The sequence below is a fragment of the Fructilactobacillus sp. X2R1C1 genome, from assembly GCF_059901435.1.
Window position 1 is genome coordinate 88,522 of sequence record NZ_JBWXUV010000004.1, and the last position, 21,336, is coordinate 109,857.

At 38.0% G+C, this 21,336-nt stretch carries 24 protein-coding genes, 1 other RNA gene and 1 other annotated feature; of the genes, 3 read left to right on the top strand and 22 right to left on the bottom strand.

The genetic code is table 11. The annotated features are described in order from the left end of the window. Positions 1-138: 138 nt before the first annotated feature. From groL to AC6UDG_RS06215, 19 genes are all read right to left on the bottom strand, one after another. Positions 139-1,764, bottom strand: coding sequence for a chaperonin GroEL (gene groL, locus AC6UDG_RS06125; RefSeq protein ID WP_500694453.1), 1,626 nt, complete (start codon positions 1,762-1,764; stop codon positions 139-141). Positions 1,765-1,797: 33 nt separating this feature from the next. Beyond that, entirely contained in the window at positions 1,798-2,082 is a 285-nt protein-coding gene (gene groES / locus AC6UDG_RS06130) for a co-chaperone GroES (protein WP_500694454.1), read from the bottom strand. Between the two features lie 144 nt (positions 2,083-2,226). Then, the gene (locus AC6UDG_RS06135; protein WP_010021811.1) at positions 2,227-2,862 is read right to left on the bottom strand and encodes a redox-sensing transcriptional repressor Rex; all 636 of its coding nucleotides are present in this window, start codon (positions 2,860-2,862) and stop codon (positions 2,227-2,229) included. Between the two features lie 151 nt (positions 2,863-3,013). Beyond that, positions 3,014-4,042 carry a tRNA (adenosine(37)-N6)-threonylcarbamoyltransferase complex transferase subunit TsaD gene (tsaD, locus tag AC6UDG_RS06140; RefSeq protein WP_500699859.1) on the bottom strand — a complete coding sequence of 343 codons (1,029 nt, stop codon included), beginning with the start codon at positions 4,040-4,042 and terminating at the stop codon, positions 3,014-3,016. A gap of 20 nt (positions 4,043-4,062) precedes the next feature. Next, the gene (gene rimI / locus AC6UDG_RS06145; protein WP_500696132.1) at positions 4,063-4,659 is read right to left on the bottom strand and encodes a ribosomal protein S18-alanine N-acetyltransferase; all 597 of its coding nucleotides are present in this window, start codon (positions 4,657-4,659) and stop codon (positions 4,063-4,065) included. Then, positions 4,643-5,368, bottom strand: a complete 726-nt coding sequence (gene tsaB, locus AC6UDG_RS06150; protein ID WP_500706807.1) for a tRNA (adenosine(37)-N6)-threonylcarbamoyltransferase complex dimerization subunit type 1 TsaB — start codon at positions 5,366-5,368, stop codon at positions 4,643-4,645. The genes rimI and tsaB overlap by 17 nt, the downstream gene beginning before the upstream one ends. 1 nt (position 5,369) lies before the next feature. Beyond that, positions 5,370-6,137 (bottom strand): acyl-[acyl-carrier-protein] thioesterase, encoded by a 768-nt coding sequence (locus tag AC6UDG_RS06155; RefSeq protein WP_500706808.1) that lies wholly within the window; start codon positions 6,135-6,137, stop codon positions 5,370-5,372. 16 nt (positions 6,138-6,153) lie between these two features. After that, entirely contained in the window at positions 6,154-7,035 is an 882-nt protein-coding gene (gene rsmI / locus AC6UDG_RS06160; protein WP_500696135.1) for a 16S rRNA (cytidine(1402)-2'-O)-methyltransferase, read from the bottom strand. 5 nt (positions 7,036-7,040) lie between these two features. Then, complete coding sequence (locus AC6UDG_RS06165; protein ID WP_500694460.1) at positions 7,041-7,367, bottom strand: DNA replication initiation control protein YabA; 327 nt, start codon at positions 7,365-7,367, stop codon at positions 7,041-7,043. After that, the gene (holB, locus tag AC6UDG_RS06170) at positions 7,364-8,404 is read right to left on the bottom strand and encodes a DNA polymerase III subunit delta' (RefSeq protein WP_500706809.1); all 1,041 of its coding nucleotides are present in this window, start codon (positions 8,402-8,404) and stop codon (positions 7,364-7,366) included. Before holB ends, AC6UDG_RS06165 begins: the two co-directional genes overlap by 4 nt. Positions 8,405-8,416: 12 nt before the next feature. After that, positions 8,417-8,743 (bottom strand): cyclic di-AMP receptor DarA, encoded by a 327-nt coding sequence (gene darA / locus AC6UDG_RS06175; RefSeq protein ID WP_500696137.1) that lies wholly within the window; start codon positions 8,741-8,743, stop codon positions 8,417-8,419. 11 nt (positions 8,744-8,754) lie between these two features. Beyond that, positions 8,755-9,405, bottom strand: a complete 651-nt coding sequence (gene tmk, locus AC6UDG_RS06180; RefSeq protein ID WP_500696138.1) for a dTMP kinase — start codon at positions 9,403-9,405, stop codon at positions 8,755-8,757. 97 nt (positions 9,406-9,502) lie between these two features. Then, positions 9,503-9,748, bottom strand: coding sequence for a YaaL family protein (locus AC6UDG_RS06185; protein WP_500696139.1), 246 nt, complete (start codon positions 9,746-9,748; stop codon positions 9,503-9,505). Between the two features lie 10 nt (positions 9,749-9,758). Then, positions 9,759-10,358: a recombination mediator RecR gene (recR, locus tag AC6UDG_RS06190; RefSeq protein ID WP_500694465.1), complete on the bottom strand. Its 600-nt coding sequence runs from the start codon at positions 10,356-10,358 to the stop codon at positions 9,759-9,761. A gap of 14 nt (positions 10,359-10,372) precedes the next feature. Continuing rightward, positions 10,373-10,690: a YbaB/EbfC family nucleoid-associated protein gene (locus AC6UDG_RS06195; RefSeq protein ID WP_500696169.1), complete on the bottom strand. Its 318-nt coding sequence runs from the start codon at positions 10,688-10,690 to the stop codon at positions 10,373-10,375. Positions 10,691-10,704: 14 nt separating this feature from the next. Further along, complete coding sequence (gene dnaX, locus AC6UDG_RS06200) at positions 10,705-12,510, bottom strand: DNA polymerase III subunit gamma/tau (RefSeq protein ID WP_500706810.1); 1,806 nt, start codon at positions 12,508-12,510, stop codon at positions 10,705-10,707. 132 nt (positions 12,511-12,642) lie between these two features. Then, positions 12,643-12,729: signal recognition particle sRNA small type (gene ffs, locus AC6UDG_RS06205), an RNA gene on the bottom strand. Between the two features lie 56 nt (positions 12,730-12,785). Continuing rightward, positions 12,786-13,241 (bottom strand): nucleoside deaminase, encoded by a 456-nt coding sequence (locus AC6UDG_RS06210; protein ID WP_500706811.1) that lies wholly within the window; start codon positions 13,239-13,241, stop codon positions 12,786-12,788. After that, positions 13,234-13,848, bottom strand: a complete 615-nt coding sequence (locus tag AC6UDG_RS06215) for a class I SAM-dependent methyltransferase (RefSeq protein ID WP_500699867.1) — start codon at positions 13,846-13,848, stop codon at positions 13,234-13,236. Before AC6UDG_RS06215 ends, AC6UDG_RS06210 begins: the two co-directional genes overlap by 8 nt. Before the next feature lie 159 nt (positions 13,849-14,007). On the opposite strand from AC6UDG_RS06215, the gene nrdH reads away from it, so the two are divergent. The 3 genes from nrdH (at position 14,008) to nrdF (ending at position 17,508) form a co-directional block, all read left to right on the top strand. Then, positions 14,008-14,238, top strand: a complete 231-nt coding sequence (nrdH, locus tag AC6UDG_RS06220; protein WP_500699868.1) for a glutaredoxin-like protein NrdH — start codon at positions 14,008-14,010, stop codon at positions 14,236-14,238. A 79-nt stretch (positions 14,239-14,317) separates the two neighbouring features. Next, positions 14,318-16,483, top strand: a complete 2,166-nt coding sequence (gene nrdE / locus AC6UDG_RS06225) for a class 1b ribonucleoside-diphosphate reductase subunit alpha (RefSeq protein WP_500706812.1) — start codon at positions 14,318-14,320, stop codon at positions 16,481-16,483. 17 nt (positions 16,484-16,500) lie between these two features. Next, positions 16,501-17,508 carry a class 1b ribonucleoside-diphosphate reductase subunit beta gene (gene nrdF / locus AC6UDG_RS06230; protein ID WP_500699870.1) on the top strand — a complete coding sequence of 336 codons (1,008 nt, stop codon included), beginning with the start codon at positions 16,501-16,503 and terminating at the stop codon, positions 17,506-17,508. A 47-nt stretch (positions 17,509-17,555) separates the two neighbouring features. Here nrdF and mprF read toward each other — a convergent pair whose 3' ends face one another. The 3 genes from mprF to rplJ form a co-directional block, all read right to left on the bottom strand. Beyond that, the gene (gene mprF / locus AC6UDG_RS06235; RefSeq protein ID WP_500706813.1) at positions 17,556-20,141 is read right to left on the bottom strand and encodes a bifunctional lysylphosphatidylglycerol flippase/synthetase MprF; all 2,586 of its coding nucleotides are present in this window, start codon (positions 20,139-20,141) and stop codon (positions 17,556-17,558) included. 123 nt (positions 20,142-20,264) lie between these two features. Next, on the bottom strand, positions 20,265-20,630 hold the full coding sequence (rplL, locus tag AC6UDG_RS06240) for a 50S ribosomal protein L7/L12 (protein ID WP_500694473.1): 366 nt from the start codon (positions 20,628-20,630) through the stop codon (positions 20,265-20,267). Positions 20,631-20,668: 38 nt separating this feature from the next. Beyond that, positions 20,669-21,187 (bottom strand): 50S ribosomal protein L10, encoded by a 519-nt coding sequence (gene rplJ / locus AC6UDG_RS06245; protein ID WP_500706814.1) that lies wholly within the window; start codon positions 21,185-21,187, stop codon positions 20,669-20,671. A gap of 26 nt (positions 21,188-21,213) precedes the next feature. Further along, positions 21,214-21,330 (bottom strand) — a sequence feature (ribosomal protein L10 leader region). Positions 21,331-21,336: the final 6 nt, after the last annotated feature.

Sequence of the window (21,336 nt, forward strand, 5' to 3'; positions counted from 1 at the left end):
TCCTTTAATATGTCATATTTAACCTAGTAAAACCGTAATTTTAAAGTCAAATGCAATTGTACTACATTAAACTAGATAATTCATCATAATTGGAAATAAAAAAGAGTCCATTCGGACTCTTTTTTATTAAAACTTAAATTACATCATTCCACCCATTCCAGGTTGTTGTGGAGCAGCTGGTTGATCATTATCATTTTTTGGTTGTTCGGCAACAACGGCTTCAGTAGTTAATAGAAGAGCTGAAACAGATGCAGCGTTTTGAAGTGCTGAACGGCTTACCTTAGTTGGGTCAACGACACCAGCTTTGATCATATCTTCGTACTTGCCAGTCAATGCATTGTAACCAATGCCTGGTTTTTCGTCTTTCAAATGATCAACAATAACTGAACCGTCAATCCCAGCATTTTCAGCAATTTGTCTTACTGGTGCTTCTAGGGCTTTAACAACAATGTTAACTCCAGTTGCTTCATCACCTTCAGCAGGGATTTTATCAACGTCATTCAAGATGTTGATAAAGGCTGTACCACCGCCGGGAACAAATCCCTCTTCAACAGCGGCTCTAGTAGCATTCAAAGCATCTTCAATTCGGTACTTACGTTCTTTAAGTTCAGTTTCAGTGGCTGCACCAACTTTGATAACAGCAACTCCACCAGCCAACTTAGCTAAACGTTCCTTCAACTTATCACGGTCAAAGTCAGAATCAGTGGCATCAATTTGTTGTTTGATTTCATCAATTCGTTTGTCGATAGCTTCTTTGCTACCCTTACCTTCAACGATAGTTGTGCTGTCTTTAGTAACGTTAACCTTATTAGCTTGACCTAACTGATCAATGGTAGTGTCTTTTAGATCTAATCCAAGATCAGAAGTAATTACAGTACCACCAGTCAAAGTAGCAATGTCTTGGAGTTGTTCTTTACGACGATCACCAAAGCCAGGAGCCTTAACAGCTACAACATTAAAGGTTCCACGCATCTTGTTCAAAACTAAGGTTGGAAGAGCTTCTCCACCAATATCATCAGCAATGATCAAGAGTGAACGACCTTGTTGTACGACTGATTGAAGTAATGGCAAAATGTCTTGGATATTAGTGATTTTCTTGTCAGTAATTAAAATGTAGGGATTATCTAGGTTAGCTTCCATTTTTTCTTGGTCGGTAACCATGTATTGTGACATGTATCCACGATCAAATTCCATACCCTCAACAACGTCTAAACTAGTGTCAACACCACGTGATTCTTCAATCGTAATAACACCATCATTACCAACTTTTTCCATTGCATCGGCAATCAAATTACCAACCTTTTCGTTAGCTGATGAGATTGAAGCAATTTGAGCGATATCTTCCTTGCTAGTTACTTGGTGACTCATCTTGTGAAGACTATCAACGGCTGTTCTAGTAGCTTTTTCAATTCCTTGACGAACTCCAACGGGATTAGCACCGGCAGTAACGTTCTTCATACCCTCTTTAACAATTGCTTGGGCAAGAACAGTAGCGGTAGTAGTACCATCACCGGCAACGTCATTCGTTTTAGAAGCAACTTCAGATACTAACTTAGCACCCATATTTTCAAAGTGATCTGGAAGATCAATTGCTTTAGCAATGGTAACACCATCATTTGTGATTGTTGGATCTCCAGCTTTTTCTTCTAGAACAACGTTACGTCCCTTTGGACCCATAGTTGTTTTTACAGTGTCAGCTAACTTGTCAACACCATTTAACATCGAATTTCTAGCATTTTCAGAAAACTTAATTTCTTTAGCCATTATTATCACCTCATATTAATTAATTTATTTTTATTATTTAACGATTGCAAGTAAATCTTTTTCGTGCATTACAAGGTATGGAGTACCATCATATTCAACCTTTGTCCCTGCATACTTATCAAACATGACCATGTCGTCTTCTTTAACAGAAGGGGCAACTTTTTGTCCGTTATCAAGAACTCGACCCTCGCCTACAGCGACAACTTTACCCATCTGTGGTTTTTCTTTAGCGTTATTTGCTAAAACAATTCCACCGACGTTTTTTTCTTCTGGTTCTTGCACTTCGACAATTACGCGATCTCCTAATGGTTCTAACACGTTAATCCCTCCAATAAATATCTTTATTAAATTTTAGCACTTGCACTTATCAAGTGCTAACTTACATTCTTAATATATTATTTTTTCACAACTAATGCAAGAACTTTGCCCGATAAAAATAAAAAAGCATCCAAAATTGGATGCTTAATCTTTATCATAATGATCAATAAAATAGATCAATGTTTGCAGTTCATTAGTCAAATCAACATTATGAACTCTAATTTCCTTTGGAACCGATAATCGGACTGATGTGAAGTTTAAAATTCCTTTTACACCCGCTTTGGCAACTTGATCAGCAACTTGTTGAGCAACTTTACCAGGAACTGTGAGAATCACAACACTGATTTGTTGATCTTTAAGCTGTTTTACCAATTGATCCATTGGGTAAATTGGAACCCCACCTTGAATGGTATTAACATTTTTAGGATTAACGTCAAAAGCAGCGGAAATTCTAATATTACTATCCATGTGGAAGTTAAAATTCAAAAGGGCATGACCCAAGTTACCAACACCAATCAATGCTACATTGGTTAATTGATCTTGGTTCAAGATCTTCTTGAAAAATTCTAGTAAACTGTCTACGTCATATCCATAACCTCGCTTACCAAGGGCACCAAAATATGAAAAGTCACGACGAATTGTAGCAGAATCCACTTGAATTGCGTCGGCCAATTCATTTGATGATATTCGTTTCTTTCCACCGTCATGTAAAATATTTAAATAACGATAGTAAAGCGGCAATCGTTTCGCGGTTGCACGTGGAATTTTTGTCTCAGCCATTTTCAAATCTCCTATTATTATTGTCGAGATTAATAAGTCACAAAATTAATTCTAACATAAAGAAATTGTTTGTGAAATAATATAAAAATGAAATCAGCTGAAAAGCCCCACAGGGCAGGATAAATTAATTTAATAATTTGTTGTTAACGATTTATTTTTCATTTTGAGCCCACTCAAATTCTAATCCTGGATCAGCATTTAGTGAAGCTTTTCCTTTTTCCTGATGGTGCTGCATTGCCGCTGCAGCAGCTCCTATCATAGCTGCATTATCTCCACACAACTTAAGCGGAGCCTTGACAAATTCCACATTTTCCTTACTGGCAATCGCATCTAGTCGATTTCTAATGCCCTTATTCGCGGCAACTCCGCCAGCTAAAATAAACTCTTTTACAGGATAATTTTCAAGCGCACTTTGTGATTTTTTTGCCAAAACGTCCACTACGGCAGCTTCAAAACTAGCAGCTAAATCGTTCTTATTTAGAGTCTTTCCAATCTGATCGGCATGGTGAACGGTATTGATAAAAGCACTTTTAAGTCCACTAAAACTAAAATCATAATTACCATCTGATTCCATCGCGCGTGGAAAATTAAAAGTATCCCTTCCCTTTTGAGCCATTTTGTCAACAGTTGGACCAGCTGGATAATTAATTCCTAAAACTCTCCCAATTTTGTCAAACGCTTCACCTGCGGCATCGTCTCTAGTCTCACCGATGATTTCAAACCTACCTTCTGCAGGCATAAAAACAAGCTCCGTATGACCACCAGATACCACAAGTGCCATTGCCGGAAACTCAATTGGCTTAATAAAGTTAGTAGCATAAATATGTCCTGCAATGTGATTAATTGGAATGAGGGGTAGATGATGAGCCCAAGCTACCACTTTGGCAGCGGTGACTCCAATCAAAAGTGCCCCAACCAATCCTGGGCCATAGGTCACAGCTACCGCCGTTAAATCATCGTATGTGACGTTTGCACGTTTCAAAGCATCATTTATACAAATGGTAATCTCTTCAATATGATGACGACTAGCCACTTCTGGTACCACACCACCAAATCGCTGATGACTTTTAATCTGAGTTGCAACGACGTTTGATAAAATTTCTTTACCATCCTTGATAACAGCAACACTTGTTTCATCACAACTACTCTCAAACGCCAAGATCACACTATTATCTTGCATTAATCCTCACCCGTCTCTAACTATCTTCCAAAATTATTTGGTGCCACTTTTTGCTTGGATAAATCCAGTTTCATTACCACAGCATCTTCACCATCATTATAGTAATCTGGATCAATTCCAACCTGAACAAACCCAAGATCCCGATTCAAATCTTGAGCTTTAATATTTCCCAATCGAATTTCGATTGAAACACTTTTAAGTCTCATCAGTCGTGCTCTTCTGATAACCATGGTAAGCAAAAAATATCCCAATCCGCGATTTTGGAATTTGGGTAACACCGCAATATTTTCAACGTGACAATTCTTACTATCACGAGAAATCGAACAACCGACAAAAGCAATCAATTCGTCGGCTTTCCTAATTACCAAGTATAAACTGTTTTTGTGCTTTTTTAGATCATTTAGGAAACGTTCTCGATCCCAAGCTGCCTTTTTGTCGTAAACCTCTTCTTCAACATTCACAATGTCAGGGATGTCAGTAATAGAACCCTTGCCAAAATAGTAATCGACTCCATTCACATCAACAATGTGATTTTTAATCTGAAGTCCACGCTGAATCTTGGCTTCTTCCTTTTTTTTAACGTTCTTTTTTAACCATGCCTCAATTTTCTTCAACATAAGACTCGTTTTCCCTCCCCGGGTTTAACTTTTGCCAGTCTGCTTGTGCTTTGGTTAAACGAAGATAATTGGGATTAAAATTGTTAACATCAGCAATTGGTTCTTGCTTTTCCCCATAGATACCAATTTTAGCTGCCTGTGGCAGGTTATCAATTCCAGTCATATATTTGAAATTTTTCCCAAAATGTTGTTTTAAGCGCTCGGAAAAATGAGCAACATCACTTCCAACGAATACGATGGGCTCATCAAACTTGTCCAGTTCAGTCATCCACTTATCAAAATTAACGTGTTGATCTTTAATTACCGAATCGGGACCACGATCGGAAGTCCGGTACAGACCAGTAAACAAATTATCGTTTCTACCATCAAATAATGGCACTACCAACTGGTCGTGTTTTTGCACGTTTAAAACAAGCGCCATGAGACTTGAAATGCCAACCAAATCAATATTCAATGTATCGGCCAAAACTTTTCCAACCGTGGTGGCAATTCTAATCCCAGTGTATGAACCAGGACCATTACTTACGACGACCCGATCCAGATCTTGTGGAGTTAAATTGGCATACTTAACCAACTCTTCAACCACCGGCATTAAGTATTCAGCATGTTTTCTATGCGTTGTCATCGTGGTTGTTGCTAGCACCTGTTCGTCTTTTAAAACTGCCACAGTTAATGGTTGATTAGAGGTATCAACTGCTAAAACGTGCATATTATTTACTTCCTTCTTTATTCAGCTTCTTCCATTTAATTTCGGCAATCGATTTAATATCATCGTTGACCGAAATATCGTGGATCGATTGAATTTGATCACCGGTCTTAATGAGTTTGCTTCGACTTACGACCGGATCACCATATGTAACTTCATCTTCATACTTAATACTTACTTGCTTTGGAACGTGAGTTGCCAAAAAATCATAGGATAAATCATCAACCATCCATCCAATGTATTTGGCATTATTGACATGAGAATTCCAATCAATGTCAGTAAAACGAACGTGATACTCAGTCTTCATAAGATTTTGTTCATCATGAATTTGAGGAATCTTTCTTAACCGTTGAATTCTTCTTACTCGATCACAGTGATAAGGAGTAATCATATCTTCCTCTAATCGAACCATTTTCCTAGATTTAATGTCCATCATGACCCACAAACTGCCAACATGAACTAATTCATTGCCGTCAACGTCTCTAACCCAGAATTCACGGTACGCAAAGTACTTAGTGTATGAAGTTCCCCTCGTTTGAACCTGAATTTTTTCATGAACCTTAGGAAGACGCGTAATATCCATGTCGGTTTGAACAACAACCCAAGTTACGCCATGTTCAATCACATGTCTGGTACTTACACCGAGTGCTTTTGCTTGGTCCTGTGAAATCATAATGATCACGTCAATTAACATTGAAAGAGTAATGTTACCCAGTAAATTGGTTTCATAGTACTCAACTACATGGTCTTCAGAAAAAATATCTCCAGTCATCTTAATTCCTCTTATCTTATTCTATGTGGTGGTATTGATTATAAACATCCTGACGGACTAACCCATTTTGCTTAGCGACTTGCTTAATCGCGCCATTTGGCTTTTCACCGTTACTAATTAATTGATCAACCTGCTCGTAAACCGACAATTGAGCTCCATTTTGCTTCTCTTCATGAAGTTTAAACCCGGCTGGATTCCCAGAAACTAGAATGACAAACTCTCCTCTAATCTCATTTTGTTTGGACCATTCCACTAAATCGTCAAGACCACCACGAACGTATTCTTCAAACTTTTTAGTGAGCTCTCTTGCAAGCACTGCCTGCCGATTGCCAAAAACCTTTTGCATGTTTAAGAGCGTCTTTTTAAGTCGATGAGGCGCTTCATAAAAAATCAAGGTCGGATATTCTTGTGCTAAAATCTTTAGTTCATCAACCTGCTCTTTGGGTTTCCGTTTTAAAAATCCATAAAACAAAAACGGTTGAGGTTTAAGTCCTGAAGCAATTAAACTAGTAAGGCCAGCGTTTGGTCCCGGAATGCTTATCACGGAAATATCATGTTCAATGCACTGCTTTACTAATTCACGTCCAGGATCACTAATTGAAGGCATTCCTGCATCACTGACTTGTGCAATTGAAATCCCATTGATTAATTTTTCAACTAATTCAGGTGCTCGTTGTTCAGTATTATGCTCATGAAAACTAATTTGTTTGGTCGTAATATCAAAATGATTTAAAAGTTTCTGGGTATTCCTCGTATCTTCAGCGGCAATCAAATCAACATCTTTTAAAATATTGATGGCTCTAATCGTCATATCATCAAGATTACCAATTGGTGTAGGAACCAGATATAAACTGCCCTTATTATGATCTGCAAAACTTTTTTGAACTGATAAATCCAATGGAATTACCTTTCTCCGTAAATGATATCGGTACAAAACATACAACTACTATTACTGTTACGCCGTTTTCCATAAAACTGTGTGCAAACATGAAATCCTTCGTTATACAACTTTTCCAAATTCTTCTTAGACATCGAAAGTTGCTGTTTCTTTTTGTTTTTCCCATCTTTTCCCGAAATTAACTCTCGAAGATGTTCATTTTCAATCTTCAGTTCTGAATTTTCCTCGATGACTTTATCAATTTCATCCCGAAGATCACCAATTTTTTCACTCATTAATTCCGATTGTGATTCCAAATTATTAAATTCTTCGTTAACATCTGATTCTTTCAATCGACTTTTGCTCCTCCTTCAATGACTGCTAAACATTTCAGGGTAATAACCTCCAAAATATTTTGGAAGCTAACGTTTAGATCTTGTTTTTTGGCACTGTTCAAGACCGTTGTGATGATTTCAATTAATTGATCATCTGATAACTGGTTAGCCATCTGTTTCAAAAGGGAATACTGATCACCAAACCCTAAACTATCAGGCTTTAATTCCCTAAACTTGACATCAAAGACATCCTTAAAAATTTGATAAATCATTTTTAAAGTCATCTGTTGTTCAAACTGACCCGTTATATTAGGTATAAAGCTAATTTGAACGCTCGTAAAAGCGCGATAATCATCATTAACTAATTCATTAAACCAGTGCTCAACTATCTCTTTAACCTTGTTAAACCAACCGTCTTCAAGCATTTTATCAATTGAAGATAAGTCCTCAGTTAATTCTAAAATAAGATTACTAGACGTTTTCGATAACCCTCTATCAGTTACGTACTTAATCAAGTTATCTTCGTTAATTTTTGGAAATTCTACTAACTGCGTTCTAGATATGATGGTTGGTAATATCTTTCGATAGTCATTGGTAAGTAAAAAGGAATTAACTTGCCCATCTGGCTCTTCAATAAACTTCAAAAGACTATTAGCAGCACTAGTAGTCATCGTATCGGCCCCGTCAATAATGAAAACCTTCTTGTTTCCTTCAACCGCACTTTTAGAAAATTCATGTTTTAAATGTCGAATTGAATCAACTTTGATACTTCTGCCATCGGGTTTGATCATCACCACATCAGGATGTTCGTCTTCTGCGATCCGGACACACTCATTACAGATGCCACATGGCATGCCATTTTGAACGTTATTACAAAACAAACGCATTGCAATCGTCTTTGCAACCGCTAATTTTCCCAAACCATCCGAACCCGAAAAAAGATACGAGTGACTGAGATCTTGAGCCGAAATAACGCCCATAAAGTGTTGTGTTAAAGTAGCTTGTTTTTGGGTAGCCTGTTTAATTATGGTCTGAGCTAAAGTTTCTTCTACCATTATATTAACTAACTAGAAGCGATTTAATGATTCCATTGGCAAAATCATAACCGTTGCTCCTCCAACCTGAACTTCAACCGGATAAGACGTCTCACTAATGCTTCCAGCTAAACTAACCGGTGGCGTCATGTATTGTTTTCTAGTTTCACAGGTTGTTTTAATGATATCCAAAATCTCGTCGACCTTATCATCTTTAGCTCCAATCAAATAAGTGACGTTTTTAGCCTTCAAGAATCCACCCTTAGTGGATAATTGGGTTGCCTGGATCTTATGTTTGATGAATTCAGATTGTAATTTGGCTGCATCCTTATCTTGGATAATTGCAATAATTAACTTCATAACTGATCCTCCTATTTACTTTCATTAAAATATCTAGCTGCTCTCTTATACAACACGGAAATGACCTGATCTACTACTTGTTCAATTGGCTTAGTAGCATCAACCTTAATAACCCGCTTGGGGTTCTGTTTGGCAATTTCATCATAAGCTTCATGAACCCGAACGTAAAAATCGTGTTCTTGAAGATCCAAACGATTAACTTCCCCACTCCGATGTTCAGCAATGCGGTCTAATCCAACGTCGACTGGGACGTCAAAATAAATGGTGGTATCAGGCATTAAACCCTCAGTAGCAAACTGATTCATTGATAAAACGGCGTTTTCACCAAGTTCTCGTCCCGCTCCTTGATACGCAATTGAACTGTCAAGATAGCGGTCGCACAAAACTAATTGACCGGCCTTTAAAGCTGGCAAAATGGTCTTAACTAAATGCTCTCTTCTGGCCGCCGCAAACAAAAGCGCCTCACAACGGTCATCCATATCTGACTCGTTTTTATTCAAAATTATCTGACGAATTTGCTCGGAGACTTGGTTTCCCCCTGGCTCACGAGTAGTTAGCAATTGGTCTTTAAGCATTGGTTTAATTTTATCAACCACCTGATTTAAAACGGTGGTTTTTCCAGCACCATCGGTGCCTTCAAATGTAATAAATTGTCCAGTCATATTAGATTCAGTCCCAGCATTTTTGCTATTTTCATTGTACTTTAAGTTATATTTATTGTCTATTTAAAAAGCCAGCTAGAATCTAGCTGGCTTACGTTTAGTTTTCATATACTGACGGTTGAATCCGATCATTTTTAATGTTTCGTTTTCGTGCTTGCCGATACATAAACATGTATTTTTGCTTTGTAAGCATCGTTTGTGCAAATAAGTGACTGTCCGTTTCGGAAACAGCTTGTTCAGTTTGCACAGCCTGATCCCAATCATTTTTTAAAAAATTGATGGTATCAAGCAATTGGTCATCATAATTTTGCTTCATAGAACTATATCTAAATAACGAAAACATCGTTCATCCCTCACATTTCGGTGCGTCCAGAAACTGCCTTTGAAAGGGTCATCTCATCTGCATATTCAATATCACTTCCGACTGACAGTCCATGAGACAATCTGGTAACTTTAATGCCTGCTGGCTTAATTAACTTTGCCAAATACATTGCCGTTGCTTCTCCCTCGGGAGTGGCATTAGTAGCAATGATGACTTCTTTAACTTCTTCGTTTTTTTGCAGTCGTTTGATTAAAGAGCTGATATTGATGTCTTCAGGACCCTTCCCCTCAATTGGGGAAAGCACTCCGTGTAAAACGTGATAAAGACCATTATAATCCTTCATTTTTTCCATCGTCATCACATCTTTAGACTGTTCCACTACCATAATCTTACTTTGATCACGACTTTCATCGGTACAGATCTCACAGGGATCGGTCTCGGTGATATTGCCGCAAATTGAACAAAAACGCAAATCATTCTTAGTTGAAGTTAAGGCATCCGCAAAGTTTTTTACATCGGTTTTATTCATATCAACCGTATAAAATGCCAATCTAGTGGCGGTCTTTCTGCCAATTCCTGGCAAATGCATGTAACTATCGATTAGCTTAGCAATTGGTTCTGGGTATTGCATTTAAATCCCTTCTTCTACATACCTGGAATATTCATTCCCTTGGTATACTTTCCCATCTTATCTTGAGTGGTCTTTTCAATCTGTGAAAGTGCATCGTTAACCGCACTGATCACTAGATCTGAGAGCATGTCTGGATCATCTGGATCAATGGCCTCTGGTTTGACGTTCATGTCTTTCATCTTGCGATCACCAGTAAAGGTAACGGTCACCATATCTTCTGGAGCTTTTCCAGTGAATTCACTCTTCTCAATTTCTTCTTGTTCATTTTGCATTTGTTGTTGCATCTTACGAGCTTTTTGCATCATCTTTCCCATGTTCATTCCGTTCATAATTATTCTCCTTTTAATTAATCATCTTTAACATCAATTATATCATCACCAAACATCTGCTTGGCAGTATTAACCGAATCATTGTTATCTTTGGTCGTCTCAGTTTGTTCTTGTTTTTCGTAAGCTTTATTCGTATTAGAAGCCGCTTTTTCTGACTTGGGGGTTGACTTAGTCTTTTCATTATGAGACCGGTGATTTTTAAGATAGTTACTTCTAAGTTGTGGCCATTCATCATTTGGTACAAACACAACCGTTGGAACAAATCCTAAAATACGATCAAGGCCATTTTGAAGTGCATCCATCAAATCACCATCGGTTCCAGCCTTCTGATACAAAAAGCCATAATCAAAGGCAACAACAACTCCCTTATCACTCGCAGCAACGGGGTTTGAGACATGCATCACGGCTCGTTGCGTGACCGACAACGACTGAAGTAATTCCTGCCAGATATCCTGATAGGTAGTCAGATCTTTTCTAGTGGCCTTTTCTAGGATATCGTAAACTTTCGTCAAATTAACTCGGACCTGTTTGGTGGAATCATAATGAGGGGAATCAGCGATTGGTTTAGATTTAGTTGATTTAGGTTGCTTATCATCATCAGTTAACTGTTTTAAAGGCGAATCATTTCCCAGTTCCGACTTTAACTCACTAACTTGATTTTGCAGCTCAGACAGTTGCTTTTTTAAAACTTTCGTATCCTTATTATCATCACTTTTTGATTCGTTATCTGGGTCACTTTCTTTTTGATTTGCCAGTTTAACCGTTAAAATATCCAAATAAACATCGGGATGAGACGAATAACGCATCTGATTCTGAACGTCACTCATAATTTCAACGTAATGATATATTAGATTACTATCCACCTTATCAGCAATCGTTTTAAAATTGTCGCCTAAAAGTCCAAGTTCGCTCTTTTGGACCATTTCTGGATCCTGATGATATAACAAAATATTCTGACAATAATCAATTAAGTCCTCAATAAACTGATTAGCGTCTTTGCCGTCATCAAGAATTTCTTGAACCATTTTTAAACCCGTCGAAACGTCTGAATTAAAAACGGCCTCAAAGTACGACTGAATTCGATCCCTGGTGACACTGCCAGTGACTGACAAGGCACTTTCATATGTCACCTTATCACTACTGTAGGAAAGAGCTTGGTCAAGGATACTAAGTGCATCACGCATCCCACCCTCAGCACTTTTAGCGATTACCCTTAGCGCCTTGTCATCGTACTCAATGCCCTTTTTTGAAAGGATGTATTCCATTCGTTGCAGGATATCACTAGCCTTGATTCGCTTAAAATCAAAACGTTGTGTTCGCGAAATGATGGTGGCCGGAATCTTTTGGGGTTCAGTGGTAGCCAATATGAAAATGACGTGCTCCGGCGGCTCTTCTAGTGTTTTAAGCAAGGCATTAAAGGCCCCCGTCGACAACATATGCACTTCATCAATGATATAAACTTTATATTTACCTTCCGTTGGGGAATACTTCGCCTTATCGCGAATATTTCTGATCTCTTCGACCCCATTATTAGAAGCAGCATCAATTTCAATGACATCATTAAACGCACCTTTATTAATTGCTAAGCACGTTTCACACTCATTACAGGGTTCTCCATCCTTTAAATTAGGACAGTTAACTGCCTTGGCCAAAATTTTAGCGGCGGAAGTCTTTCCCGTTCCACGCGGACCCGTAAATAAATACGCATGACTAATTTGGTTAGTTATCAATGCGTTTTTTAAAGTCTTAGTAATGACTGGCTGCCCAACAATTTCATCAAATCTTTGTGGACGCCAGGTCCGATATAGTGCTTGATAACTCATGAAATGCTTCCTTTCACTGAAAATTGATACCATTAATTATTATATCTTGAAAATTGACGAAATGCTAATAACTTTAAACAACATTTTGTCCAAAAAAAATCTCCCAGTCAAACGACTAGGAGTTTAATTTCTAAAAACGAGAAGCACAAGGCAAAAGATACTTAGTGCTGCTTCCTTCCGGACCTGACACGGTTCGTAAGTCTGCCCTTGCTTCAGGGCCTTACGGCATTAATTATCATAACCGAAAAATCCACAAATGTCTAGGAATATTCACGTTATTTGCGTTTATCTTTAAAGAATTTCTTCATCATATTACCAGATTGGCTGGCTTTCAATCCACTTGTCACTTTAACCTGATGGTTTTGTCTTGAATCATTTAGGGTGTGGTAAAGACTTTCAACGGCTCCAGCTTTTTCATTTTTTGCTCCATATACTAATCTTTTAATCCTGGTATTAATAATCGCACCAGCACACATTAAACAAGGCTCAACCGTCACGTACATCTCACAATCATTTAAACGCCAACTCTTTAAATTGATACACGCTTCTTCAATCGCAACGATTTCAGCATGCTCGGTTCCAATCTCCGTGTGTTCACGCAGATTATGTCCCTTCCCAACAATTTGACCGTCCTTAACGATTAATGCTCCAATCGGTACTTCACCAATGACGTAAGCATGGTTAGCTTCATTTAAAGCTTGGTCCATAAAATACGCATCATTTTCATTCATTTATGACTTCCTTTCTACTCTTTAAAATGTAATATCCCTTATCACGTTTAACGATTTGTACGTTACCAAAAACCTTATTCATTAATTTTTTAGCCGAGGGTGCTCCCTGCTTCTTTTGTAAAACCACCGTCAACGTTCCATCATTAACCAGGTGGTCATAAGAACCCGTAATCATTTCATCGACAACTTTTTTCCCGGCACGAACGGGCGGGTTAGTTATAATGCCCGCATACTTTTGGGAAATATTATGGTACCCATCAGAAGCAAAGATATCTACGTTATCAATCTGATTGAGATCCGCATTCTGTTTAGCCAGTTTTAACGCTAAATTATTGACGTCTACCATAGTAAAATGCCGTTCTGGATTTGTCTTGGCCAAAAACAGACCAATCGGGCCGTAACCACATCCCATGTCTAAGATTGCTCCCTGAGGCATTTCATTAACATCGACATTATTAATCAAAACCCGCGAACCATAATCCACGGTATTTTTAGAAAACACACCGTTGTCTGTCACAAAACTTAGCGTGGTTTTAAGTAAAGAAAAGTTCCAATGTTTTTCCTCATGTTTAACATCAGGATTTGCGGTATAATAAAAGTCGTTCAAAATTAATCACATCCTAAAAAAATAATATTTAAACCATAAACACTATATATAGCGTCTAATTCTTATCAATTTCACTATATATGGTGTTTTTTTCTGTTGAAAATTTCACTTTTTGAGAGTAAACTCATCAAGTGAAAGATATCAAGGAGATGAAACAAAATGAAAAAAATCACTGTATTTACCAAGAACAATTGTATCCAATGCAAGATGACAAAACGTTTCCTTAGCGAACACAACGTTGACTTCGTTGAAAAAAACACATCCGAAAATCCGGAATACGTCGATTACCTAAAGGGTGAAGGCTTTCAAGCTGTTCCAGTTGTTGAGAGTCAAGCACTTGAAGCATTTAGTGGGTTTCAACCTGACCAATTAAAGAAACTAGTTGGTTAAATTTTTCATATTTATAGTATAGTACAAAACCAACGTTTCAGATATTTCGTATGACACGATTAAGGGAGAGCAATCCAATATGTCTTTAAAAGATTTGCACGATGTTACGTATTACGAACTAAATAATGAAATTAATATCCCTGTCGATGGCAGAATCCAATTGGAAAAAGATCAGGAGGCTTTAAAAGCCTTTTTCAAAGAAAACGTTAATCCAAATACCGTTAAGTTTGATTCTTTAAAAGATCGTTTTGATTATCTAATTAAGCATAATTACATTGAAGAGGATTTTGTAAATAAATATCCTTTTTCATTCATTGAAAAATTATACAAGTATTTGGAAAAACAAGATTTTCACTTCAAATCATTTATGGCTGCATACAAGTTTTATGCTCAATACGCCATGAAAACTGATGACAATTCCATGTACTTAGAAAGCTACATAGACAGAACCGCAATGAACGCCTTGTTTCTTGCTGATGGCGATCAAAAGCTTGCCATGGATCTTGCTGATGAATTAATTCATCAACGCTTTCAACCAGCCACTCCAACTTTTTTAAATGCTGGAAAGAAACGCAGGGGTGAGTTGATTTCGTGTTTTCTACTTCAAACCACCGATAACATGAATACCATCGGTCGTACCATTAATTCGGCCCTTCAATTATCCAAAATTGGTGGTGGAGTTGGGATCAACCTTTCTAACCTTAGAGCGGCCGGCGACCCCATTAAACACATTCAAGGAGCAGCTAGCGGCGTTCTTCCAGTAATGAAGTTACTAGAGGATAGTTTTACCTATTCTAATCAATTAGGCCAAAGAAACGGTGCTGGGGTTGTTTATTTAAGTGTCTTCCATCCCGACATCATCGAGTTCTTAGGGGTTAAAAAGGAAAATGCCGACGAAAAAATTCGGGTTAACACTCTTTCCCTGGGTGTAGTTGTCCCAGATAAATTCTATGAACTAGCTAAAAACAATGAAGATATGTACTTATTTAGTCCGTACGACGTTGAACGTGAGTATGGCGTTCCCTTTTCTTACGTCGATATCACTAAAGAATACGACAACATGGTCAACAACAAGAATATTCGCAAAAAGAAGATCAGGGCCCGTGAACTAGAAACAGAAATTGGTAAGTTACAACAAGAGTCCGGCTACCCATACATTATCAATATCGACACCGCCAATCGCGACAATCCAGTTGATGGCAAAATCGTCATGAGTAACTTATGTACTGAAATTATGCAAGTCCAAACCCCATCAATTGTTGATGATGAACAAAATTACGAACAGCTTGGAACCGATGTTTCTTGTAATTTAGGGTCAACGAACGTTGTCAATTTGATGGCTTCTCCTGATTTCGGTAAATCAGTCGAAGCCATGGTCAAAGCTCTAACTTTTGTGACCGATCATTCATCAATTAACGTTGTTCCATCAGTCAGACGTGGCAATGAATTAAGTCACTCAATTGGTTTAGGAGCTATGGGTCTTCACTCTTATTTTGCTAAAAATCATATGTATTATGGTTCAAAAGAATCCATTGAATTTACCAGCACCTATTTCATGTTATTAAATTACTGGACCTTAAAGGCCTCAAATCAAATGGCCAAGGATCGCGGTAAGGTCTTTCATAACTTCGACAAGAGTAAGTACGCTGACGGTTCTTATTTTAATCAATACGTAAATAAAAGTTGGGAGCCAACTTCCAAAAAAGTCAAATCATTGTTTGATGGCGTCTTTATTCCAACTGAAAAAGATTGGGAAGATTTAAAGAAGTCAATCATGGAATATGGTTTGTACCATCAAAACCGAATGGCAGTTGCTCCAAACGGTTCCACTGCTTACATCGGTGATGCTACCGCTAGTCTGCATCCGATTGTTCAAAAAATTGAAGCCAGACAAGAGTCCAAAATCGGGACAATTTACTATCCGGCCCCCTACCTTTCTAATGACACCATTCCTTACTACGAGTCAGCTTACGACACGGACATGCGAAATGTGATTGACGTTTACGCCGCCGCTCAAAAACACGTCGATCAGGGAATGAGTTTGACTCTCTTCATGCGCTCAACCATTCCTGAAGGGCTATACGAATGGAAAGACGGTCGAAGTAATAAAATGTCCACCAGAGATTTAACGATCCTTCGTAATTACGCCTACAAAAAGGGAATTAAATCGCTCTATTATGTTCGGACATTTACCGACGACAACACTGAAGTTGGTGCTAACGAGTGTGAAAGCTGTGTAATTTAATCTTTAGGAGGGAATTTATGGACATTAATAAAGTTTTAACCGGAAAGTTACAGGGAAACTACAAGGCCATTAATTGGAATTCCATTGGCGACGAGATTGATAAAGCCACCTGGGAAAAACTAACCGAACAGTTCTGGCTTGATACCAGAATTCCTTTGTCAAATGATTTAAAGGATTGGCGTTCGCTTGACGATGATCATAAATGGATTGTTGGTCACGTTTTTGGTGGCTTAACTTTACTGGATACCTTACAGTCTCAAGACGGAATGGCCGCCCTTAGAAATGATGCTATTACCCAACATGAAATTGCGGTTTTAAATAACATTCAATTTATGGAATCCGTTCACGCCAAAAGCTATTCATCCATTTTTTCAACTTTAAACACCCCTGATGAAATTGATGAAATCTTTCATTGGAGTGATACAGAAGAATTCCTCCAAAACAAAACGAAAAAGATCTATTCGTTATACCATGACGATGGTCATCCATTAAAAAAGAAAATTTCTAGCGTGTTCCTTGAAACTTTTCTTTTTTACTCTGGATTCTATACTCCCATCTGGTACCTCGGTCATAACGAGCTTCCAAACGTTGCTGAAATCATTAAATTAATTATTCGTGACGAATCGGTCCACGGAACATACATTGGCTATAAATTCCAAGTTCAGTTCAACCAATTAGGTGAAAATGAACAAAATGATTTAAAGGATTGGATGTATAACTTCTTGTACGACCTTTATCAAAACGAGGAAAAGTATACCCATTTGCTTTACGACCAAGTGGGATGGTCTGAAGATGTTTTAACTTTCATTAGATATAACGCCAATAAGGCCCTCATGAATCTAGGACAAGATCCAATGTTCCCTGATACTGAAGCAGACGTTAACCCAATCGTTATGAACGGAATCTCCACTGCTACGGTCAATCATGACTTCTTCTCCCAAGTCGGTAACGGTTATCGACTTGGTAACGTTGAAGCAATGAGCGATTCCGACTACGATATTGGTAATAAAAAGAACCCAAAATAATTGTTCAACTAAAAAGAGGTTTCAGAATTAATTCTGAAACCTCTTTTTTATGGCATATTTTCTTCAACATTTTCAATCGTGGGACGTTCACTAACCACCGATAAGAGCTGTAGCATCGTGAATACCAATGAATTATCCTTACGGTATACGAAGTACTTAGACACCCAGTTATCGACGTATTTCTGCTTATAAGACCGCAATCCTTGAAAGCTATAGAACGCATCACCATACTGATAAATTAAGTGAGCAATTTTTTCGTTAATAAAACTAAATTTTGATTCACCCACATTAGCTAGGGGTGCCATTCCTAAGTTAAACCACTTGTAACCCTCATCCTTTGAATACCTGAAGAGATGAATGAAGATTCCATCCATAATTCCAGACGGAGCATCATTTCCCGACCGCATTAAGTCAACCGAAGTCATCACTCGATCACCCGTTGGCATGATGTTAGCAAAAGCTACAATCGCATCATTTTTATCGCGAATGACCGCAATTGGAGCCTGGTTTAAGTAATATGGATCAAAGAAGCCCAGAGAGAAGCCCTTTTCATCACGTCCATTGAGCCACTCATCAGAAATTCGTTTAAATTCACCCATCTGTTCTTTAGAAAATGGTGGATCTAAAACCTCAAAACGATAGCCTTCCCGATCGAACTTGTGCATTAACGCCCGTTCACCTCGATGTCGCTTACCGGTAAGCGAAAAATCCGTTAAATCAACGTGACCTTCCTCTCCAGCCTTAATAAAGTCAAAGCCTTTTTCGTGAAGTAACATTGTTAGTGATTCTCCAACTTCGTAAAATACCAGTGAGAAATCAGCTTTGTCAGCATCACTCATGAACTGGTCAATCGCTGGATCTAATTTATCCTGATTTCCAATTGGTTCACCCATCACAATTAACTTATTTGCCTTCTGTTTATACATGAAAATGACTTCGTCTTCACTATCTTCAGCATAGAAGTAAACCTTTTTATCACGCAAGAAGACTAAGTGACTAACTTCGTTTCCACCAAATTTGCGAATAACATTGCGAATTCTAACTTCATCAAAGGGTTGATTCAACCATGGGATGCGAGCGTACGTTAAGTACTTGTACAACATAAACAGGATAATAAATGCAATGATAATGCCCACAAATCCGGTTAACCAGACCTGTTCAGATGGCAAAAGATACACATTCATCATTTTGATGGGAGCGTGTCTACTAGACAAGTTATGATTACTCATGTAGATTCCGATGATGGAATACATTAAGAAAGTTCCAATAAAAATGATGCCGTCAAAAATTGCATTTCCCCACGAGTACGTGAGTTTTTGCCGGTACATGCCCTTTCTTGATAACCACAAACAAATAATGATAAATCCTAGTAGTAACGTTAATTTTAGTGGAAAGTCCTCTTTCCACAGGGTGTTAGCAATGGCAAACAACAAAATGATAACGGTCGGCCAGAAAGCTTTGTGGACTCTTGATCCTACCCCACGTGCTAATCCAATTAGTAAAATCCCAATAATCACGTTCGACAACTGTCCTAAAAAGAACAGCGTGTATGGCGCCAGTGATAAATAGAGTGGATTAACAAGAGCCAAATTAGGAATAGTCGCATACAAAATCATCATGATTCCCGAAAAGTACATAAAAATCGTAATGACCAGCTGGGCCGACCTATGAACAATCGTTTTCGGAATATCATCCAGAAAATTGTTAATTCGTGCTCCCATTTCGTGGAAAAAGAGAAAGGCCCCCACGAAAAACGGGAGAAAATAGTAGAAAATTCGGTACAATAGCACCCATACGGCAGCAATTGTCGGTGACACCCCAAGTAAACTCAGGCTACCAATCATCATCGTATCAAATGACCCAAGACCACCTGGCAGCATTGAGACAACCCCAATTACGTTGGCAATAATAAAAATGGGAAAAACGTCCCAAAGATTAACATTAATCTTCATGAAGTATCCAATAATTAAAAACAACATGGCACAGCTCCCCCATTCGAGGCAGGAACCGAGGATCAGTTGAAACTCACGTTTTAGGGTTAAATCACTAAAGAACTCAGAATTACTGAATCTAGTAAATAGGAAAATCACTGGAAAATAAACTCCTCCACCTACTAACCAAATCCAATCCTTTGCATACTGAGATCCAATGCCAAATCCAAAGATCAAAACTAACGAAACCAAACAATAGGTGGAAAGTCCTGCCAGTAAGAACAAGGCAATCTTAGAAATGGCATATAATACCTGTTTCTTACTAGCATTTTTACTGTAAAACATCGCTCTCAAACTAGCACCAAGAAAGCCACCAAACCCAGCAATATTAGTAAATGTGTTAACGATCCACCCGCTCTTGACGATGTAGGACGGTTTAAACTTGCCAGGCAGAAACTCCGTAATGGTAAAATCATATATTAACATTGGTAACACAGCCACAAATCCTAAAATCGTTAAAATAATTAACGTTGTTGGTGACTGTGACGCAAGGCTCGCTCGCATTTCCTTTCCATTAATCTCAGAAAGCACGTGGGTCGCCTCGTAAACAACAAACACAAGGACCAGGGTGACAAAAATCCCCTTAATCCAAGCAGAATATTTGTTATAGAAATCCATAACTTTATTAAATGCTTTTTTCAATTGTTAACCCCCAAAAAATCGGCTAACTTCATTCTCTCAATTTTTATGACATAAAACAACTTTATTTAAACAATATTAAGGCAAAAAAAAAACGTGCTTTTGCACGTTCTTTTTAGTCATCGACTACTTAAGAGTTACAGTAGCACCAACGGCTTCAAGCTTGTCCTTGATGTCGTTAGCATCTGATTCTGAAGCGCCTTCTTTAATAGCTTTAGGAGCGCCATCAACTAAGTCCTTAGCGTCTTTCAAACCAAGACCAGTGATATCTCTAACTGCCTTGATAACCTTAATCTTTTCTTGACCTGCTTCAGTAAGTTCAACGTCGTATGAATCCTTAGCAGCACCTTCACCACCAGCAGCACCTGCAGCTGCAACTGGAGCAGCAGCAGAAACATCAAATTCATCTTCGATTGACTTAACCAAGTCGTTTAAATCAGTGATTGAAGCTTCTTTTAATTGAGCAATAATATTATCTTTATCAAAAGCCATTTTAATTTCCTCCTATTAGGACATTTAATCTATTTTTATTAAGCTGCATCACTATCGTCACCATTGTCATCTTTATCAATAACGGCATTAACAGCATAAGCAACCTTACGGATAGGATCTTTCAAGATGTTAGCAAGAGTTGAAAGCAATTCTTCACGGCTTGGTAGAGCAGCAAATTCATTGATTTCATCAAGTGAAGCGATCTTCCCTTCGATAATTCCACCCTTGATTTCAAGTTCAGGATTATCATCAGCGAAGTTCTTCAAAATCTTGGCTGGAGCAACTGGGTCTTCATCAGAAAATGCAATAGCAGTAGGTCCAACAAAAGTATCTTTCAAATCCTTAACGTCTGCTTTATCAGCAGCACGCTCTAAAATTTTATTTTTAATAACACTCATTGAGACATCATTATCACGCAATTGTTTACGTAAATCAGTATCTTGAGCAACACTTAAGCCTCGGTAATCAACAACAATTGCTGATACAGCTTTTTGAAATTGGTCAGCAACTTCATCAACCTTTTTGGCTTTAGTATCAATAACTTCTTTTTTTGGCATATTATTTCACCTCCCAATGTATTTTGGGACTTAATAAAAAATCCCTATGTTCGCCAAAACATAGAGAAAGAGTGTATTACTCCTCGGCAGGCATCATTAAGGTCAAAAACCACCTGAGTCTTAGGCGAATCATATTCAACTAATAATCT

Excerpts from the sequence above, each read along its gene's own strand:
- holB (WP_500706809.1), bottom strand. The coding sequence starts at position 8,404 with ATGGTAGAAGAAACTTTAGCTCAGACCATAATTAAACAGGCTACCCAA.
- tsaB (WP_500706807.1), bottom strand. The coding sequence starts at position 5,368 with ATGCACGTTTTAGCAGTTGATACCTCTAATCAACCATTAACTGTGGCA.
- nrdE (WP_500706812.1), top strand. The coding sequence starts at position 14,318 with ATGTCTTTAAAAGATTTGCACGATGTTACGTATTACGAACTAAATAAT.
- rplJ (WP_500706814.1), bottom strand. The coding sequence starts at position 21,187 with ATGCCAAAAAAAGAAGTTATTGATACTAAAGCCAAAAAGGTTGATGAA.
- dnaX (WP_500706810.1), bottom strand. The coding sequence starts at position 12,510 with ATGAGTTATCAAGCACTATATCGGACCTGGCGTCCACAAAGATTTGAT.
- AC6UDG_RS06155 (WP_500706808.1), bottom strand. The coding sequence starts at position 6,137 with ATGACTGGAGATATTTTTTCTGAAGACCATGTAGTTGAGTACTATGAA.
- recR (WP_500694465.1), bottom strand. The coding sequence starts at position 10,358 with ATGCAATACCCAGAACCAATTGCTAAGCTAATCGATAGTTACATGCAT.
- AC6UDG_RS06185 (WP_500696139.1), bottom strand. The coding sequence starts at position 9,748 with ATGTTTTCGTTATTTAGATATAGTTCTATGAAGCAAAATTATGATGAC.
- AC6UDG_RS06210 (WP_500706811.1), bottom strand. The coding sequence starts at position 13,241 with ATGAATGAAAATGATGCGTATTTTATGGACCAAGCTTTAAATGAAGCT.
- rplL (WP_500694473.1), bottom strand. The coding sequence starts at position 20,630 with ATGGCTTTTGATAAAGATAATATTATTGCTCAATTAAAAGAAGCTTCA.
- nrdF (WP_500699870.1), top strand. The coding sequence starts at position 16,501 with ATGGACATTAATAAAGTTTTAACCGGAAAGTTACAGGGAAACTACAAG.
- darA (WP_500696137.1), bottom strand. The coding sequence starts at position 8,743 with ATGAAGTTAATTATTGCAATTATCCAAGATAAGGATGCAGCCAAATTA.
- rimI (WP_500696132.1), bottom strand. The coding sequence starts at position 4,659 with ATGTTGAAGAAAATTGAGGCATGGTTAAAAAAGAACGTTAAAAAAAAG.
- groL (WP_500694453.1), bottom strand. The coding sequence starts at position 1,764 with ATGGCTAAAGAAATTAAGTTTTCTGAAAATGCTAGAAATTCGATGTTA.
- nrdH (WP_500699868.1), top strand. The coding sequence starts at position 14,008 with ATGAAAAAAATCACTGTATTTACCAAGAACAATTGTATCCAATGCAAG.
- tsaD (WP_500699859.1), bottom strand. The coding sequence starts at position 4,042 with ATGCAAGATAATAGTGTGATCTTGGCGTTTGAGAGTAGTTGTGATGAA.
- tmk (WP_500696138.1), bottom strand. The coding sequence starts at position 9,405 with ATGACTGGACAATTTATTACATTTGAAGGCACCGATGGTGCTGGAAAA.
- AC6UDG_RS06135 (WP_010021811.1), bottom strand. The coding sequence starts at position 2,862 with ATGGCTGAGACAAAAATTCCACGTGCAACCGCGAAACGATTGCCGCTT.